Origin of the sequence: Rhodococcus rhodochrous (assembly GCF_900187265.1) — a bacterium.
GTDB lineage: Bacteria > Actinomycetota > Actinomycetes > Mycobacteriales > Mycobacteriaceae > Rhodococcus > Rhodococcus rhodochrous.
In genome coordinates, this window is sequence record NZ_LT906450.1 from 4,461,860 (window position 1) to 4,479,574 (window position 17,715).

The 17,715-nt window shown below is 67.6% G+C and carries 13 protein-coding genes and 1 pseudogene; 5 read left to right on the forward strand and 9 right to left on the reverse strand.

The features are described from left to right. Positions 1-36: 36 nt before the first annotated feature. Positions 37-1,573 (reverse strand): annotated as a pseudogene (locus CKW34_RS20365) (amino acid permease). Between the two features lie 219 nt (positions 1,574-1,792). Between CKW34_RS20365 and CKW34_RS20370 the strand changes: the two are divergent. Beyond that, positions 1,793-2,299: an Lrp/AsnC family transcriptional regulator gene (locus tag CKW34_RS20370; protein WP_059383845.1), complete on the forward strand. Its 507-nt coding sequence runs from the start codon at positions 1,793-1,795 to the stop codon at positions 2,297-2,299. A gap of 71 nt (positions 2,300-2,370) precedes the next feature. Here CKW34_RS20370 and CKW34_RS20375 read toward each other — a convergent pair whose 3' ends face one another. The 4 genes from CKW34_RS20375 to CKW34_RS20390 all read right to left on the reverse strand — a co-directional run bounded on the left by CKW34_RS20375 (position 2,371) and on the right by CKW34_RS20390 (position 8,939). Further along, positions 2,371-3,456 carry a Glu/Leu/Phe/Val family dehydrogenase gene (locus CKW34_RS20375; protein WP_059383844.1) on the reverse strand — a complete coding sequence of 362 codons (1,086 nt, stop codon included), beginning with the start codon at positions 3,454-3,456 and terminating at the stop codon, positions 2,371-2,373. Between the two features lie 35 nt (positions 3,457-3,491). Continuing rightward, the gene (locus CKW34_RS20380) at positions 3,492-6,950 is read right to left on the reverse strand and encodes an indolepyruvate ferredoxin oxidoreductase family protein (protein WP_059383843.1); all 3,459 of its coding nucleotides are present in this window, start codon (positions 6,948-6,950) and stop codon (positions 3,492-3,494) included. 402 nt (positions 6,951-7,352) lie between these two features. After that, on the reverse strand, positions 7,353-7,766 hold the full coding sequence (locus CKW34_RS20385) for an SPW repeat protein (RefSeq protein WP_059383842.1): 414 nt from the start codon (positions 7,764-7,766) through the stop codon (positions 7,353-7,355). Between the two features lie 159 nt (positions 7,767-7,925). After that, entirely contained in the window at positions 7,926-8,939 is a 1,014-nt protein-coding gene (locus CKW34_RS20390; protein WP_059383872.1) for a zinc-binding alcohol dehydrogenase family protein, read from the reverse strand. 72 nt (positions 8,940-9,011) lie between these two features. Between CKW34_RS20390 and CKW34_RS20395 the strand changes: the two genes are divergently transcribed. Next, positions 9,012-9,596, forward strand: a complete 585-nt coding sequence (locus tag CKW34_RS20395; RefSeq protein ID WP_059383841.1) for a hemerythrin domain-containing protein — start codon at positions 9,012-9,014, stop codon at positions 9,594-9,596. A 33-nt stretch (positions 9,597-9,629) separates the two neighbouring features. Here the strand turns inward: CKW34_RS20395 and CKW34_RS20400 are convergent, their stop codons facing one another. Both CKW34_RS20400 and CKW34_RS20405 read right to left on the reverse strand, forming a co-directional pair. Further along, positions 9,630-10,109: a DUF421 domain-containing protein gene (locus tag CKW34_RS20400; RefSeq protein WP_174479666.1), complete on the reverse strand. Its 480-nt coding sequence runs from the start codon at positions 10,107-10,109 to the stop codon at positions 9,630-9,632. Continuing rightward, positions 10,109-10,630: a hypothetical protein gene (locus CKW34_RS20405; RefSeq protein ID WP_059383840.1), complete on the reverse strand. Its 522-nt coding sequence runs from the start codon at positions 10,628-10,630 to the stop codon at positions 10,109-10,111. Before CKW34_RS20405 ends, CKW34_RS20400 begins: the two co-directional genes overlap by 1 nt. 197 nt (positions 10,631-10,827) lie before the next feature. On the opposite strand from CKW34_RS20405, the gene CKW34_RS20410 reads away from it, so the two are divergent. The 3 genes from CKW34_RS20410 to CKW34_RS20420 all read left to right on the forward strand — a co-directional run bounded on the left by CKW34_RS20410 (position 10,828) and on the right by CKW34_RS20420 (position 15,216). After that, positions 10,828-11,742: a manganese catalase gene (locus CKW34_RS20410; protein WP_059383839.1), complete on the forward strand. Its 915-nt coding sequence runs from the start codon at positions 10,828-10,830 to the stop codon at positions 11,740-11,742. Positions 11,743-11,868: 126 nt separating this feature from the next. Next, the gene (locus CKW34_RS20415; protein WP_059383838.1) at positions 11,869-13,164 is read left to right on the forward strand and encodes an ATP-grasp domain-containing protein; all 1,296 of its coding nucleotides are present in this window, start codon (positions 11,869-11,871) and stop codon (positions 13,162-13,164) included. 9 nt (positions 13,165-13,173) lie between these two features. Next, positions 13,174-15,216, forward strand: a complete 2,043-nt coding sequence (locus CKW34_RS20420) for a CocE/NonD family hydrolase (protein WP_059383837.1) — start codon at positions 13,174-13,176, stop codon at positions 15,214-15,216. 112 nt (positions 15,217-15,328) lie between these two features. Here the strand turns inward: CKW34_RS20420 and CKW34_RS20425 are convergent, their stop codons facing one another. Further along, complete coding sequence (locus tag CKW34_RS20425; protein ID WP_059383836.1) at positions 15,329-15,787, reverse strand: DUF6098 family protein; 459 nt, start codon at positions 15,785-15,787, stop codon at positions 15,329-15,331. An 81-nt stretch (positions 15,788-15,868) separates the two neighbouring features. After that, a complete protein-coding gene (locus tag CKW34_RS20430) occupies positions 15,869-17,389 on the reverse strand; it encodes a sugar transferase (protein ID WP_059383835.1) in 1,521 nt (506 codons plus the stop codon). Positions 17,390-17,715 lie beyond the last annotated feature (326 nt).

The following is a 17,715-nucleotide window of genomic DNA, read 5'->3' on the forward strand; positions in this document are numbered from 1 at the left end:
ACCGATTCGGTGCGGGCGGGCTCGTAGGCGACGGAGCTATACCGGTTCGGGTTCCTTCACCTCGTGCGTCGCAGCTTCCTGCTGCGCGGCCTCGAGCTTCAGGCGCTGTCCGAGGACCGACTTGCGGCGGCCGTAGACGAAGTAGACCGCCACGCCCAGAACCATCCAGACCGCGAATCGGATCCAGGTCTCGACCGACAGATTGAGCATGAGCCAGCCGCAGGCGAGGACCGCGAGGATCGGGACCAGCGGCACGAGCGGCACCCGGAATCCGCGGGGCAGATCGGGGCGGGTGCGACGGAGCACCATCACGCCGACGCAGACCAGGACGAAGGCGAACAGGGTGCCGATGTTGACCATCTCCTCGAGCACACCCATCGGGAACACCGCGGCGAGGACGGCCACCACACCACCGACGATCAGGGTGATGCGCACGGGCACACCCTTGTGGTTCGTGACGGCGAGTTTGCGGGTGACGAGTCCGTCGCGGGACATCGCGAACAGCACGCGGGTCTGGCCGAGCATCATCACCATCACGACGGTGGTGAGGCCGGCGAGACCGCCGATGTTGATGGCCATCTGCGCCCAGGTGACACCGTGTGCTTCGAAGGCCGTGGCCAGCGTGGCGCTGCCGTCACCGACCAGTTCGCTGCCGGTGCGCAGATCGGTGTACTTGACCATGCCGGTGAGCACGAGGGTGACGCCGACGTAGAGGACGGTGACGATCGCCAGCGAACCGAAGATTCCGCGGGGCAGTGCCTTCTGGGGGTTCTTGGTCTCCTCGGCGGTGGTGGCGACCACGTCGAAGCCGATGAAGGCGAAGAAGACCAGGCTCGCCGCGGCGAGGAGGCCGTACCAGCCGTAGGTGCTGCCGCCCGCACCGGTAAGCGCCGAGAACAGCGACTGGTGCATGCCGGACGCGGTGCTCTGGGCCTCCTCGGCCGGCGGGACGTACGGGGAGTAGTTGGACTTGTCGATGTAGAAGATGCCGACGACGATGACGAGCAGGACCACCGCGACCTTGATGGCGGTCACGACGGCGGAGACCCGCGACGACATCTTGGTGCCGACGGCGAGGATGATCGTGATGGCGCCGACGATGAGCAGCGACCCCCAGTCGACCGTGATCGGTCCGAGGTCGATCGACGCATTGCCGCCGAACATGCCCCCGAGATACATCGACCATCCCTTGGCGACGACCGCGGAGGCGAGGGCGAACTCGAGGATCAGATCCCATCCGATGATCCAGGCGACGAATTCACCGAAGGTGGCATAGGAGAAGGTGTAGGCGCTTGCCGGCGACCGGCACCGCGGAGGCGAACTCCGCGTAACACAGCGCGGCGAGACCGCACGCGATCGCGGCGAGGACGAACGCCAGCGAGATGGACGGTCCGGCGAGATTGCCGGCGGTGCGAGCGGTGAGGGTGAAGATTCCGGCTCCGACCACGACGGCGACGCCGAACACGGTCAGATCCTTGGCGGTCAGTTCTCGTCGTAGCCGCGAACCGGGTTCGTCGGTATCCGCGATCGACTGTTCGACGGATTTGGTCCGCCAGATGCCGACTCCGGGCATTGTGTGCTCCTCGGGGTGATTGCGGCGCCCGCCACGCCCGGTCCGGGCGAGGGGTAGGCATGTCGCTCACTTCGCGCGCATTACGTTGCAGCAAGCCGTGTTTGCGTGAGCATTTGATGCAGCAATCATGGCACTGGCTCGTGAAGTGTCAATATCTTTCTGATCAGTTGAGCATTATGCTCGAGTGGTGACGCGCATCACAACGGAAAGGGTGTCATCGTGTTCAGTCTCGACCGGCTCGACGCAGCTCTCCTCGGAGAGCTCACTCGCAATCCCCGGGCAGGAATCGTCGACCTGTCGGCGAAGCTCGGTGTCGCCCGCAACACCGTGCAGTCGCGCATCAGAAAACTCGAGGAGTCCGGTGCCGTCACCGGATACCGACCGGTCGTCGACCTGCCGAAGCTGGGTGTGCCGCTGCAGGCGTTCATCGGCGCCGAGCTCGTCCAGGCGCGGATGGGGCATGTGATCGCCCAATTGGGCCGATTCCCCGAGGTTTTGGAAGTACACGCGACGACGGGCCGGGAGGATCTCCTGATCCGGATGGCCGCGCAGTCCCAGGAGGACCTCCTGCTGGTCCTGGAGCGGCTCCACGCCATCGAGGGCGTCGCGCACACCACCACGACGCTCGCGCTCACCACGCCGATCGAGTACCGGACGCAGCCGCTCGTCGAGCACATCACCCGCGATGCGGGGCACGGGCGTTCGTCGTCGGCCGGAAACTCCTGAAGACACGAGAAGGGGAGGCACCTCGCGGTGCCTCCCCTTGTTCCCCTGTGCGGATCAGTTCCCTGTGCGGATCAGGCAGTATCGATGCGGCGCTCGGCGATCCGGTTGGCCGCTGCGCCCGGCGTGACGCCGAGAGTGCTGGAGACGTCGAAGATCTCGGCGGTGCGCTCGAAGATCGACTCCACTCGTGTGCGGACGACGTCGGCGGCGGATCCGTCGACCTCACCGGCGACCTGGATCAGTCCGCCCGCGTTCGCGACATAGTCGGGCACCCAGACGATTCCGCGCTTGCCCAGCAGTCCCTCCACCTCGGGCTGCGCGAGCTGGTTGTTGGCCGCACCGCACACGAGACGTGCGTCGAGGTGGGCAGCGGTGGTCGAGGTCAGCGTGCCGCCGAGGGCGCACGGCGCGTAGACGTCGGCGGACGAGGCGACGACGTTGTCGGTGACCTGCGCCGGGAACTCGTCGACCACGCGGGCGATCGCGGCGGGGTTCACGTCGGAGACGATCACCTCGGCACCGTCGGCGACGAGCAGCTTCACGAGCTCGTATCCGACCTTGCCGAGACCCTCGACACCGACCGTGCGACCCGCGAGAGTCGTTTCGCCCCAGACCGTCTGAGCGCCGGCACGCATGGCCTGGAAGACACCGAGCGCGGTCAGCGGCGAGCTGTCGCCCGATCCGCCGGCGGCGACGGTGCGTCCCACGGCGTGGGCGGTGTGCCGGCCCACCACGTCGAGGTCCTCCGCGCGGGTTCCCACATCGGCGGCGGTGATGTAGCGACCACCGAGCGACTCGACGAATCGTCCGTAGGCGGCGAGCAGTTCGTCGTTCTTGTCCGTCTTCGGATCACCGATGATGACGGCCTTGCCGCCACCGAGGTTCACACCCGACACCGCGGCCTTGTAGGTCATGCCCCACGACAGTCGCAGCACGTCCTCGAGCGCCGACATCTCGTCCGCGTAGGGGTAGAAGCGGGTGCCGCCGAGGGCGGGGCCGAGTGCGGTGGAGTGGATCGCGACGATGGCGCGCAATCCGGTGGCCGCGTCGTGATGGAACACGACCCGCTCGTGCGGACGGTCGGTCAGGCGGGCCGAGCGGCCGAACACGCCGTCGGACGTGGTGAACTCGGGGAGGTCGAGGGCAGAGGTGGTCATCGGTGGGTTCCTTTGCAGCAGAGGGTGTACGTGCGTCAGAAGTCGGTGTCGATGCCGAGCTCGGCGAGGCGGGCCCGGTACTGCTCGACGGAGCGGAGCTTGACGTCCTCGTAGCCGCGCACCATGTCGGGCAGGGCCGCGATCTCGGCGGCGCGGTCGTAGGAGTCGACGTCCAGGTCGGCGGCGAGCCGCTGGATCGTGGCGGTGTAGTGGGCGAGCAGAGCACGCTCGACGCGGCGGACGTGGGCGTAGCCGAAGGGATCGAGCTTCGTGCCGCGCAGACGCTTCGCCTTGGCCAGAGCCTTCAGCGCGACATGCGATTTCGGTCCGAAGCCGACCTTCTTCTCACGGCCGAGTGCGCGCAGCGCCGGCGGGTGCAGGCGGTAGGTGAGCTTGCGCCCACCGGGGACCTGGCCCTGTACCTCGTCGAGGAAGGCCGGGTCGACGAGCATGCGGGCGACCTCGTACTCGTCCTTGTAGGCGGTGAACTTGAACAGTCCGCGGGCGACGGCCTCGCTGAAGTCCGTGCGGTTCGTGACGCGCCGCTCGGCTTCCCAGGCTGCCTGCACCTGCGCGATGTAGCGGGTGGCGAGGGCTTCGCTCTGGAAGTCGATCAGCGACGCGGCGCGGATCCGCACGAGCCGCTCGACCTCACCGGTGAAGGTGGTGCCGGCGAACAGACGCTCCGGTGCGACGGTGGCGGCGCGCTCCGTGCGGGCCGGTTCGGTCGCGGCGGCGAAGGCCGCGGGATCCGCGACGGCTACCCGGCCCCAGCGGAAGGCGGCGATGTTGGTCGCGACGGCCACACCGTTGATCTCGATGGCCTCCTCGATGGCCTCGGCGGGGATCTCGAGTCCACCAAGCTGGTGGGCGGCGCCCACGACGAGGAAGTTCGCGGCCGAGGTCTCACCGAACAGCGCCTGGGCTGCGGCGAGGGCGTCGAACGAGACGGTCGTGCGGGTCGCGGTGTCGAGGCGGGCGAGCAGGTCCTGCTCGTCGGGGTGCCGGACGGAGCGGTCGTAGACCATGTCGCCGGTGGGGACGCGGCTCGTCGACGCGACCGCCACGGTCTCCTCACGGTTCGCGTAGGCGAGGTTCTTCGGCTCGGTCGCGGTGAGCAGGTCGAGCGCGAGCAGAGCGGTGGCACCGCCCGGGCCGACGCGGTTGCCGGGCTCGAGTCCGTCGGCGGCGAAGCGCAGGTGGGAGACCACCGGGCCGGCCTTCTGGCTCATGCCGATCTGGTCGAGCGACTCGACCTCGAACCCGGCGCGCAGCGCGGCCGTAGCGAGCACCTGGTTGACGGTGACGATGCCGGTGCCGCCGATGCCCGCGAGGAAGACGTTGCGGGTGCCCTTCGGGGTGTCGATGGCGGCGTCCGGGATGCGCGGCGGGGTCGGAGCCTTGCGGCGCTTGGGCTTCTCCGGCGACGTCTCGACGGTGACGAAGGACGGGCAGTCGCCGTCGAGGCACGAGTAGTCGGTGTTGCAGGAGGTCTGGTCGATGCGGGTCTTCGAACCGAACTCGGTGTCGACCGGCTGCACCGACAGGCAGTTGCTCTTGACGCCGCAGTCGCCGCAGCCCTCGCACACCGCTTCGTTGATGACGACGCGGGTGGTGCGGGCGGGCAGGGTGCCGCGCTTACGCTGACGGCGCGCATCGGCGGCGCAGTGCTGGTCGTAGATGAGCACGGTGACGCCCTCGATCTCGCGCAGCAGCTTCTGCGCCTCGTCGAGCCGGTCGCGGTGCCAGACCTCGGTGCCGCGGGCGAGGGTGCGCTTGCGGAGGCGCTTCGGTTCGTCGGAGCAGATGATGATCTTGCCGACGCCCTCGGTGGTGAGCTTGTGGGTCAGTGCCGGGATCTTCAGGGCGCCTTCGGCGTCCTGCGCGCCGGTCATCGCGACGACGTCGTTGTAGAGCAGTTTGAAGGTGATGTTCACGCCGGCAGCGACGCACGCCTGGACGGCGAGCTGGCCGGAGTGGAAGTAGGTTCCGTCGCCGAGGTTCTGGAACATGTGGCCGATGTCGGTGAACGGCGCCTGCCCGATCCACTGCGCACCTTCGCCGCCCATCTGGGTCAGGCCGGTGACAGCGCTGTCCTTGCGGCCCGACAGGGTGACGAGGGTGTGGCAGCCGATGCCGCCGCCGCCGATCGAACCCTCCGGCAGTGCGGTGGAGCGGTTGTGCGGGCAGCCGCTGCAGAAGTAGGGGGTGCGCTGGGTGGACAGCACCTCGAGCGACAACTGCGGCAGGGGTGCGGGGCCGAGTTCGACGTGGCCGCGCAGCACGCGACGCAGCGGGCCGCGCAGGCGACCGGCGGTGAGTTCACCGTCGACGGGCACGAGCGGGCGGCCGTCGGCGTCCTTCTTGCCGACGATCTGCGGGGCGTTCGCGGTGCCGTAGAGGATCTCGCGGATCTGGGTCTCGACGAAGGCGGTCTTGTCCTCGACCACGATCAGTTCGTCGAGGCCGCGGGCGAATTCGCGGACGATCTCGGGACCGATGGGGTACGGCATGCCGATGCGCAGCAGGCGGATGCCGGCGCGGTGCAGCGCGGCGTCGTCGACGCCCAGGTCGAGCAGGGCCTGACGCAGGGCGTCGAAGGTGGTGCCGGTGGCGGCGAGGCCGACACGGGCCTGCGGCGGATCGACCTCGATCACGTCGAGGCCGTTGAGGCGGCCGTACTCCTGGACGATCTTCCAGCGCGGTCCGTAGAGGTCGGCCTCGGCGAAGACGCTGTCGCCGGGCGCGGCCATGGGACGCTGCTTGTAGACGAACGGCCGTCCTTCCCATTCGATCTCGGGGACCGTGATGGGCAGGTCGGAGATGGAGCCGTCGACGGACCAGGCGCCGTCGGCGACATCCGCGACGATCTTGAGGGCGACGAGACAGCCCGAGGCACGCGACAGCGCGACGCCGTGCAGGCCCATGGTGACGATCTCGGCGGCGTTGCGCGGGAACAGGACCGGGATGCCGAGGGCGGAGAGGGACCGCTCGCTGACGGCGGGCACGGTCGACGACTTCGACGCGGGGTCGTCGCCCACCATGAGCAGCACGCCACCGTTCGGGTTCACCCCGTACATGTTGGCGTGACGCAGCGCGTCGGTGGCGCGGTCGAGTCCGGGGCCCTTGCCGTACCAGACGCCGACGACGCCGTCGTGGGTCGGTGTGCCGGCGCCGAGCTGTCCCTGGCTGCCCCACACGGCGGTGGCGGCGAGTTCCTCGTTGAATCCGGGCACGAAGGTGATGTCGTGCTCGGCGAGGACCTTCGGCATGCCGTGGAGCATCTTGTCGAGACCGCCGAGGGGGCTGCCCTGGTATCCGGAGACGAAGGTCGCCACCCGGCGACCGTCCCGCATGGCCCGCACCTGCTGCTCGACGAACAGGCGGGCGATGGCCTGCACGCCGGTGAGGAGCACGGTGCCGGAGCCCGAGCGATATCGGTCGTCGAGGTCGTAGGGAAGTCGTTCGCTCTCCCGGATTACGGTCTCGGTCATTGCGTACCACCCGTTCTTCGTCGCGGCGTTCGATTGTGTCTGCGCCACTTCGATCGCGTCATTTGGTACAGCAATGGTTGATTGAGCTAGGCGATCTCGTCAACAAAAGATTTTCGAGCGCATCATTTCGCTCAAATGTGACGCACCGCACACACCTGAAGTGTGCACGGTGCTCAGAATCACCACCCGCCGCGAGCACGGGTGGTTCCACCTCTCCCCCGGTTCACGGACCCGCCGGAGGCGCGGACCGGGTTGCCGTCGCCGCCGGGAGGGTAGCCCTCGGTAGCCGGTATCGGTGTCCGGACGCCGCACCCGGTGAGGTGCTGCCGGTTCAGACACAGAGCCGGCAGCACCGTCCGGGCCCCTTCATTCCGGGTTACTGCATCCGGGGTTACTGCGCCGTCAACGCGAACGGTTCATCATCCCGGTCCCCATCGCGGCCGTGGCCAGACCGAGAACACACACGACCACGCCCACGATGATGTGGGACCAGATCATGGATGTACTGGTCTCGACGCCACTGACCAACCACGGCGAGAAGATCAGCCACAGACCGAGCAGCGGCGCGACGAACGCCAGGCCGTGGGTGCGGCCGTAGGCCGAACCGAGCGCCATGGCGAGCAGTGCGACCGCGAGGCCGCAGATCAGATTGGTGGTGGCGAGTGCGGTCTGATCGGCGAATCCGATGATCCAGGCGGATGCCGCCGCGTACAGACCGGCAACCATCATCAATCCGTCGGTGACCTGGACTGTGGGCTGTTCGCCCATCCGGTCGTAACGTTCGCGCATCTCGACGATGTCGGGATGGGTGTGCATTGCAGAATGAGCCGATGATGTCGACATTGTCCTCATCTCCTCGTGGGTGAGAAGTCCGAGGGGCCCTCCTGGGTCCGACACCATTATCGTCGTCCTGGGCGGGATGTTGCCGTAGGGCAGAAAGTCCCTACTTGGTGATCTCGGGCGTGATCGACGGCGTCAGTCGGGTGTCGCGTCGGGGACGAGGACGGCAGCGCCGCGCACGCGGTCGCCGGCGAGATCCGCCAGCGCGCGGTCGGCGTCGTCCAGCCCGTATCGCATGGTCGCGACCCTGATGCGGTGCTGCCCGGCGAACGCGAGGAACTCCCGGGAGTCCTCTCGGGTATTGGCGGTCACCGACCGGATCTCGCGCTCGTAGAACAGGTGCCGCTGATAGTTCAGCTGTGGGACGTCGGTCAGGTGGATGCCGGCGATCGAGAGGATGCCGCCGCGGTCGAGCGCTTCGAGCGCGGGCGGCACGAGGTTGCCGACGGGCGCGAAGAGAATGGCGGCGTCGAGGGGCACCGGCGGTGCGTCCGCGGCGCCCTGCACCGACGCGGCCCCGAGTTCGCGGGCAAGATCGCGCGCGTCCTCGCTCCTCGTCATGACGTGCACCTCGGCACCTCGCGCCAGGGCGACCTGCGCCGCGATGTGGGCGCTGCCACCGAAGCCGTAGATGCCGAGCCTGCCGCCGTCGGGGACCGAGGCGCGCTTCAACGCGCGGTAGCCGATGATGCCGGCGCAGAGCAGCGGGGCGAGTTCGACGTCGTCGTATCCGTCGGGCAGCGACAGGGCGAAGGCCGCCGGTACGGCGACGAACTCGGCGTACCCGCCGTCCTCGTCCCATCCGGTGTATCTCGAATTCGGACAGAGGTTCTCGTCGCCCCGGCGACAGTAGCGGCACTGCCCGCAGGTCGAGCGCAGCCAGGCCACGCCCACGCGGTCGCCGACGGCAAAGCCCTCGACCGCCTCCCCCGCCCGATGGACCACACCGACCACCTCGTGCCCCGGGACGACACCCACCCGGTGGACGGGGAGATCACCCTCCGTGACGTGCAGGTCGGTGCGGCACACACCGCACGCCAGCACGCGCACCAGCAGATCGTTCGGTCCGATCTCCGGCAGCGGAACGGATTCGAATCGCAGGGGGTGGCCGGCGACGGGGCCGGGTTCCACCACTCGCCACGCTCGCATCGATCGGGGTTCGTCCACGGCTCTCGCCTCCCGTGTGTTTGCCGATCTCGACACCGGTGAACCCCTTCTTACATGAGCAGCACAGAAGGTTCCGCCGATTCGCACGACACCGCTCAGGATGTCGTCACCATTCTCACCGAGGACCATCGGGAGATGCTCGAACTTCTGGGCCGAGCGGAGACCACGCTCGACGCGGAGGAGCGCCGCGACCTCACCGACTCCGTAATCGCCGAGGTGATGAGGCACTCCGTCGCCGAGGAGATGTTCGTCTATCCGGAGATGGAGAAGCACCTCCCCGGGGGCACGGAAGCCGTCGAGCACGACAAGAAGGAGCACGACGAGATCGTGCAGGTGATGAAGCAACTCGAGGGCGCCGACGCGTCGAGTGCGGAGTTCACGACCCTGGTGAAGAAGTTGCAGGAGCTTCTGAAGCACCACGCCGATGACGAAGAACCCGACCAGTTCCCGGCATTGAGGGCGCATCTCGGGCACGACACCCTCGTGGAGGTGGGCACCAAGGTGCAGGCCGCCAAGAAGCTGGCCCCGACCCGGCCGCATCCGTCTGCGCCGCATTCCGAACTGTTCCACAAGACCGTCGGCCCGGGAGTCGGCATGGTGGACCGACTGCGCGACGCCCTGACCGGACGCAATACCTGAGCGACCCGAACCCGACCCGGCGCGGCACCCCCGTCACGCCGGGTCGGGTTCGTCCGGTGCGCCGTCCCGAGCTCTCGTCCGGACGAAGAACGAGATCTTCCCGTTCGTCTCGAGCACCGCGAGATCGATGTCGGCGAACCGCCGGATTCCCTCCTGCCGCGCGGCGGCCATGAGGTCGTCGAGGGACAGACGTTCCCGTTTCAGGTTCTGCAGGTCGGGTTCGCCGTCCCGGACGATCACCACGGGGACCCCGTGGGTGATGCCGCGCATCCGCGGAAAGCGGGCGTTGATCATCGACAGGGCCAGGGTCAGCACCGCGAAGACACCGATGGTGAGGACCGCACTCGTCATGGACACGTCGTCCTGCGTGATCCCCTGCTGCACGAGATCTCCCATGGCCACGAACAGCACGAGCTGGAAGGTGCTCAGTTCGCCGACGCTCGACCGGCCGACGAGGCGGGTGATCCCCCACAGGAACAGGAACAGGACGAGCGCGCGGATCACGATCTCCATCAGGGCACCAACCAGGTATCGAAATAGATTGTCACTGCCGATTTCTCGCCGTCCATCACCGAGACGGAGCCCGATTCGCCCCGTTGTCGTCCGGACCGGATCCGCACGTCGAGCGCGAAGGTGAACTCGTCGCCGGGCGGCGGATCGAAGGTCAGGTACGCGAGCCCGCCTCCCGCGGTCTCCGAGGACGGTTCCGGCAACCGGCCCCGCATCTCGAGGATCTCGAAGTAGGACGTGTCGACCGCCAGGACGATCTCTTCGTCGAAGCCATCCTCACGGCGCACCGTCACCTCCCACGGGACGTCGAGCCCGGCACGCGCGATGCGCGGATAGGTCAGGTCGAGCTCGTACCCGCCGCCCTGCGCAGTGGCCGTCGAGCTCCGCACGCCGAGGAAGCCCAGCATCCCGGCCACCAGCACGATCACGAGCAGGGACGCTGCGGCGGTCCGCAACCGCGCGACACCCTTGCTGCGCGCAACCTTCCCGACATCGTCGAGGGTGGACTCCGGCCTGCTGTCCATTTCTCCACGTTGGCACAGGAGCAGCGTGCAGACGGTGTGTATCGACGGGGTGTTTGGGCTGCACGCCCATGGGTAGTCGCATATAGCACCACGGGCCAACCGAGGCGGCGTCGAGACGAGGCGCCGCGGGGTGCCTTCTCAGGCGCGCCTTCTCGCGCGACGCGTCTTCGCACGACAATCGGCATTCGAGAAGCAACATGTTTCGTCATACAGACCATCTGCAGTTCGACGTCAAGCCGGAGAAGCCCGACCCCGTCTACGCCCGCAAACTCCAGGAGTTGATCGGCGGAGCGTACGGCGAGATGACCGTGACCATGCAGTACCTGTTCCAGGGCTGGAACTGTCGAATGCCCGGGAAGTACAAGGACATGATCATGGACGTCGCCACCGAGGAGATCGGGCACGTCGAAATGATCGCCACCATGGTGGCGCGTCTCCTCGAAGGCGCACCCGCCACGGAGTCGACCAAGAACGCCGCCGCCGACCCGGTGGTCGCAGCGGTACTCGGCGGCATGGATCCGCGGCAGGCCATCGTCTCCGGTGGCGGCCCCACCCTCTCCGACAGCAACGGTGTGCCGTGGAACGGCCGCTTCATCGTGGCCAGCGGTAATCTTCTCGCCGACTTCCAGGCCAACGTCGCCGCCGAAGCGCAGGGCAGGGTGCAGACCGCGCGGCTGTACCACATGACGGACGATCCGGGTGTAAAGGACATGCTCCGCTTCAACCTCGCCCGCGACACCTACCACCAGAACCTGTGGCTCGCCGCCATCGAGGAGTTGAAGGCCGATGGCATCGAGCCCGGCCCGATCGCACCGAACGCACTGTTCGACGAGGAGCACTCCGAGCACGCGTCGAGCCTGTGGCACCTGTCCGACGGCGCCGCCGCCGATCAGGGCCGCTGGGCACACGGCACCGGACCCGACGGCACGACCCCCATGTCGTTCCTCGCCGATCCCGTCCCGCTGGGCGACGTGGCGAGTGCGCCGCCGCCGGACCCGAAGCTGTACGCGACCTACGACGGGTCGCAGGGCAAGCCCCGTTCTGCCGCAATGGGAACGGAGAAGGGACTCGTGGGCAAGGTCAAGGACGCCCTCGACCCCGACACCCCCTGATCCATCCTCGAGGCAACCGCCCCGGCTCCCCGCGAGCCGGGGCGGTTGCGCGTGAAAGTACCTTCCCGACGGTTTGTTTCGTTACCGGTTTGTTTTGTGATGCAAGGGAGCGGGAAGGCTTCATCAATGAGCACCAACATCTTCGTCCTCGGACTCACCGACATCCAGCGCAAGGAACTGGAGACCGTACGCGGCGCCGACCAGCTGAGCTTCCACGGGTTGCTCGACTACGAAACGCTTGTGGAGCCCGACGAATACGTGTTCGACGATCTCCTCGACGCCTGCCGGCGCGAACTGGACGACTTCCCCGGCAGCGTGGACGGGATCATCGCCCACTGGGACTTCCCCACCAGCGTGCTCGCCCCGATCCTCGCCGCCGAACGCAACATCCCCTCGCCGTCGCTGCGCAGCATCGTGGCCACCGAGCACAAGTACTGGAGCCGACTCGCCCAGAAGGAATCGGTTCCCGAGTGCGTCCCGCAGTTCAGTTCGTTCGATCCCTTCGACGACAACGCCCTCGACAGCATCGACCTCGAATTCCCGTTCTGGGTCAAGCCCGTGAAGTCGCATTCGTCGCAACTCGGATTCGAGATCCGCAACGAGCAGGAGTTCGCCGACGCTCTCGTCGAGATCCGCGAGAAGATCGGACTCGTCGGTAACGCCTTCGACGAGGTCCTGCGCCGCGTCGACCTTCCGGACGAGATCGGGAGGAGCTCGGGCACCACCTGTCTCGCCGAGCAGGTCGTCAGCGGTATCCAGGCTGCCCCTGAGGGCACGATGTTCCAGGGCCAGTGCAACGTCCACGGTGTCTTCGACATGCGCAAGGACGCCGCCGGGCACAGCTTCGAACGCCTCGACTACCCGGCGAGCACCGTGCCCGAGGAGGTGCAGGCACGGATGATCGACATCACCGAGCGCTACCTGCGCCACGTCGGCTTCGACAACGGCTGCTTCAACTCCGAGTTCATGTGGGACGAGGAGAACGACAAGCTCTGGCTGATCGAGATCAACACCCGGATCTCCCAGTCGCACAGCGAATTGTTCGCCAAGGTCGACGGCAGCTCGAACCACGAGGTCGCCATCGACATCGCCCTCGGCCGGGAGCCCCGGATGCCGCACCGGCAGGGCGAGTCCGCCGTGGCGGCGAAGTGCATCATCCCGCGCTACGAGGACGGCATCGTCACGTCGGTGCCCTCGGAAGCCGACATCGCCCGCCTCCGCGAACGGATCCCCGGTGCCCTGGTGTGCATCGACGTCGCTCCCGGCGACCGGCTCGCCGACCTTCCCAACCAGGATGCCTACCGCTACGAACTGGGCACGATGTACATCGGCGCCGACAGCGTCGAACAGCTCGGACAGCGGTATCGCGAAGGCCTGGAAGCACTTCCGTTCACCTTCGATCCTGCACCCGAGAATCGGTAGGAGTTCTGCATGCACACGATCACCGATCTCCCCCACGAGGTCCGTGTCATCGAGAACGTCTTCATCACGATGCGCGACGGCGTACGGCTCGCCGCGCGGATCTGGCTGCCCGTCGACGCCGAAGCGCACCCGGTACCCGCTGTGCTCGAATACATTCCGTACCGCAAGCGGGATTCCACGCGCGGACGGGACGCGCTGAACCACCCCTACATGGCCGGTCACGGCTACGCCTGCGTGCGGGTGGACATGCGCGGCAGCGGCGACTCCGACGGAGTGCTGCGCGACGAGTACCTCGCCGACGAGCACGACGACGCCTGCGAGGTCATCGAATGGCTTGCCGCCCAGCCGTGGTGCGACGGTTCGGTGGGCATGATGGGCATCTCCTGGGGTGGCTTCAACAGCCTGCAGGTCGCGGCTCGCCGGCCACCGGCCCTCAAGGCGATCGTCAGCGCCTCCGCGACCGAGGACCTCTACGTCGACAACATGCACTACATGGGTGGATGCCTGTTGTCCGACAACCTGTCCGAGGCGACGGTGATGTTCGCCTTCAACAGCCTGCCTCCCGATCCCGCGATCGTCGGTGACCGCTGGCGCGAGATGTGGCACGAACGCCTCGAGGGCAGCGGCCTGTGGATCGAGAAGTGGCTCGAACACCAGCACCGGGACGACTACTGGAAGCGCGCCTCCGTCAACGAGGACTACTCCTCCGTGCAGTGCCCGGTCCTCGCCGTCGGCGGTTGGGCCGACGGCTACACGAACGCCATCTTCCGGTTGATGGAACATCTCGACGTGCCCCGCAAGGGACTGATCGGACCGTGGGGCCACAAGTACCCGCATCTCGGGGTCCCCGGCCCGGAGATCGGCTTCCTGCAGGAGGTCGTGCGGTGGTGGGACCACTGGCTCAAGGGCGTCGACACCGGAGTGATGGACGAGCCGATGGTGCGCGCGTGGATGCAGGACTCCATCGAGCCGAACCCGTCCTACGCCGAACGCCCGGGCCGCTGGGTGGCCGAACCGTCGTGGCCGTCACCGAACATCGAGAACCGTCGCTACACCTTCGACCGGTACGCGCTGCATCCCGACGACGACGGCACCCTCACCGTCGACGAACGGCCCCTGGCACTGCAATCCCCCTTGAGTGTCGGCATGTTCGCCGGCAAGTGGGCGTCCTACGCCGCAACTCCCGACCTGCCGTCGGATCAGCGCGAGGAGGACGGCGGCGCGCTCGTCTTCGAGACCGAGGCGCTCGACACGACGACGGAGGTCCTCGGCCGACCCGAGCTGGAGCTCGAGGTCTCGTCCGACAGCCCGGTGGCGATGCTCGCCGCACGGTTGTCCGACGTCGCGCCCAACGGTGAGGCGACACGCGTGACCTACGGACTGCTCAACCTCACGCACCGCGACAGCAGCGAGAAGCCGGAGGCCCTCGAGCCGGGACGGCGCTACCGCATCCGGATCGAGCTCAACGGCATGGCCCACGTGTTTCCGGCAGGGCACCGTCTGCGGTTGTCGCTGTCCACCTCCTACTTCCCGCTGGCATGGCCGTCGCCGACGCCCGCCGAGGTGACGGTGTACACCGGCGGTGGTCTGCACCTGCCGGTGCGCCCGCCCCGTCCGGGGGACGCGCATCTGCGCCAGTTCGGGGAACCGGAGGCCACCCCGGAACTCGCGATCACCCTGCTGGAGCCGGGCGAGCACCACTGGCGGACCACCCGCGACCTCGCGACCGGCGTGTCGACCCTCGACATCCTCGACGACCAGGGGTCGTTCCGGATCGACGAGACCGGAACGGTCATCCGGCGTCGCACCCAGGAGTGGTTCAGTTTCGGAGGCAACGATCCCAACTCGGTGCGCGGCGAGACGCAGACCCTGCGCCGCTACGAGCGGGACGACTGGCGCACCGAGGTCCGTACCCGCACGATCCTCACGTCCACCCCGGAGGAGTTCGTGATCAACGCGGAGCTCGACGCCTTCGAGCTCGACGACGATCACGGCGATCGTCGTGTCCACTCGGAGAGCTGGCAGCGCCGGATACCGCGCGATCTGGTGTGACGCACACGCGCGATCTGGTGTGACGCACACGCGAGATCCGATGTGACGAGCAGACGGAAGCCCACCCCGCGACATGCCGGGGTGGGCTTCCTGCGTTCTGCGCGAACGGTGTTCAGGCGCTCCTGCGCGAATCACCGCCGACGTCGAAGTGCTCCTCGTACCACCTCTCGGCCTCGTCGAGCACATTCCTGCCGAGCCGGGCATGGGGCCGGACGTCGACGAGCAACGGTTCGTGGCCGGGACCGCGCCCGACCATCCTGCCCGTGAGGATCCAGACGAACCGACCGTCCTCCTCACCGGACCCGGTGCACGTGCAGACACGGCGGGCGACCCAGTCCTTGACGGGCCGGCGCCACCACGGCTCCTGAGCGAGGGTGGTGGCGACGAGCCCGGGCAGGGTCACGTTCGCCTCGCGATCGCGACTCGGCCCGTCCTCGGCGTCCGCCGCCGGACCCTTCGAATACCGCAGGTAGAGCAACGGATCCGTCGCGACGTCGGCGAGCTGGTCGAGGGAGGTGATCAGCGGGATGTCGTCGGGGTCGGGTTGGAAACCCCGCACGGATGTGTTCACCTTCGACTCCTCCTGCAGATCCCAGGGCGAAGTCGAAGGGTTCCCTGCCCACCGGCTACGAAACCCCGCACTGCGGTGGGGTCAGTAGGCGCCGTCGCTCGCGAGCACCGCCCGCACCGTCTTCACGACGATGAGCAGATCCTGCACCATCGACCAGTTCGCCACATAGAACAGATCGAGGCGGATGCGGTCGGCCTCGGACAGATCGGATCGGCCGGAGACCTGCCACAATCCCGTCATGCCGGGTCGCACGAGGATGCGGCGCGGAACGAAGCCCGGAATCTTCTCGCCCTCACCCACCGCGAGGGGACGCGGCCCCACGAGACTCATGTCGCGGGCGAGGACGTTGAACAGCTGCGGCAGTTCGTCGATGCTCGTGCGGCGGATGAACCGTCCCACCGGCGTGATCCGCGGGTCGCGGGCGGACTTGTAGAAGGTCGCGTCCTCCTGACCGGTCTGCGCGCGGACCGTATCGACCATCCGGTCGGCATCGACGACCATGGACCGGAACTTCCACATCCGGAAGACGGTGCCGCCCAGGCCGACGCGTTCCTGCCGGTAGAAGACGGGGCCGCCGTCCTGAAGCTTGATCAGCGCGGCGACCACGAACATGGCCGGCGCCGCGATCGTGAGGGCGAGGACCGCGCACACGAGGTCGAAGGTCGTCTTGGCGATCCGATGCGACCCGCGGTACTGCGGCTCCTCGACGTGCACGAACGGCAGCCCGCCCACGGGGTGCATCGACAGTCGCGGCAGGGCGATGTCGGTGACGCCGGGAGCCACCACGAGATCGACGCGATACGGCTCGAGTTCCCACGCGAGCTCGCCGATATCTCCGTTGCCCCAATGGGTTCCGGCAGCGATCGCGACGGTGTCGGCGCCGGAGAGCTTGACGGCGTTGATCACGTCGGTCTCCGCACCGAGTACCGGGATCTCCTGTCCGGCGACGGTGATGCTGCGCCCGCTCTCCCCCGTGTACCCGGTGGTGCACACACCGACGACGCGGTATCCGGCCGAGGTGTCGCGGACGAACGATCCGACCATCGCATCCACCGCGCGTTCGGAGCCGACGACGAGCACCGAGGTCCGGAACTCGCCCCGCACACGCCGGCGTTCGATCGAACGACGGCACCATCGGCGTCCGAGCGGCAGAACGACCAGGCCGACCGGCATGGCCAGCAACAGGTAGACCCGGATCGTGTCGAGGTCGGTGGCGAACGAGTCGACGAGGAACGAGGCGATCGCGAGCAGACCGAAGGTCTGCAGGGTCGCCCTCGTGACGAGCCGGTACTCCTCCTCGCCGCTGCCCACGATCGGCTTCTTACGAGTTCCGTTGAGCGCCAGAATCGCAAGCCACAGGCCGGCCACCACGATCGCCGAGGCGAGCCCCCGGGTCACCGAGGACCCCGGGTCGACCGGTCCACCGATCATCGTCCCGGCCCCCTGCGCCAGGACGACGGTCGTGACGACGATCGTCGTGTCGGTGATCGCCAGCGACCGGAGATAGGTGCGCTGCCATTGTCTGCGCGGGACACTTCCGTGACCATCGCTCGTGTCGTGGGTCGGCGCGTTGCGGCGCGCCAACTCGGGTCCGATCCCCATGCTTCTCCTGCTTGCCTACTCCACGCGAAGTGGCCCCGACAGCCAGATGAACGATTCGGTGATTATGTCCGTTTTTTCGAAGGAACGCGAATCCTGTTCCAGTGCAACGGATCACAGCGACGCGGGTGATGCCACCCCTGAAGCGAAGGAGCTACGCGTAACTCGAATTACTTGTGCGCGTAGTTGCTTCAGCAAAGAACACATTCGTGAAGCGGCGACGAACGCAGCTCGGTCGGCGGCAGTGAGCCATGACGATCCCCCATCGAACCCCATCAAACCCATCAGCAGGCTCCCGACCCGGGAGAAAGGTACAACAGGGACGAACC

What these genes read in the sequence shown, in the direction of transcription:
- CKW34_RS20380 (WP_059383843.1), bottom strand. Translation starts at nt 6,950, where the DNA reads ATGACCGAGACCGTAATCCGGGAGAGCGAACGACTTCCCTACGACCTC.
- CKW34_RS20390 (WP_059383872.1), bottom strand. Translation starts at nt 8,939, where the DNA reads ATGCGAGCGTGGCGAGTGGTGGAACCCGGCCCCGTCGCCGGCCACCCC.
- CKW34_RS20415 (WP_059383838.1), top strand. Translation starts at nt 11,869, where the DNA reads ATGAGCACCAACATCTTCGTCCTCGGACTCACCGACATCCAGCGCAAG.
- CKW34_RS20410 (WP_059383839.1), top strand. Translation starts at nt 10,828, where the DNA reads ATGTTTCGTCATACAGACCATCTGCAGTTCGACGTCAAGCCGGAGAAG.
- CKW34_RS20385 (WP_059383842.1), bottom strand. Translation starts at nt 7,766, where the DNA reads ATGCACACCCATCCCGACATCGTCGAGATGCGCGAACGTTACGACCGG.
- CKW34_RS20405 (WP_059383840.1), bottom strand. Translation starts at nt 10,630, where the DNA reads ATGGACAGCAGGCCGGAGTCCACCCTCGACGATGTCGGGAAGGTTGCG.
- CKW34_RS20395 (WP_059383841.1), top strand. Translation starts at nt 9,012, where the DNA reads ATGAGCAGCACAGAAGGTTCCGCCGATTCGCACGACACCGCTCAGGAT.
- CKW34_RS20430 (WP_059383835.1), bottom strand. Translation starts at nt 17,389, where the DNA reads ATGGGGATCGGACCCGAGTTGGCGCGCCGCAACGCGCCGACCCACGAC.
- CKW34_RS20420 (WP_059383837.1), top strand. Translation starts at nt 13,174, where the DNA reads ATGCACACGATCACCGATCTCCCCCACGAGGTCCGTGTCATCGAGAAC.
- CKW34_RS20375 (WP_059383844.1), bottom strand. Translation starts at nt 3,456, where the DNA reads ATGACCACCTCTGCCCTCGACCTCCCCGAGTTCACCACGTCCGACGGC.
- CKW34_RS20400 (WP_174479666.1), bottom strand. Translation starts at nt 10,109, where the DNA reads ATGGAGATCGTGATCCGCGCGCTCGTCCTGTTCCTGTTCCTGTGGGGG.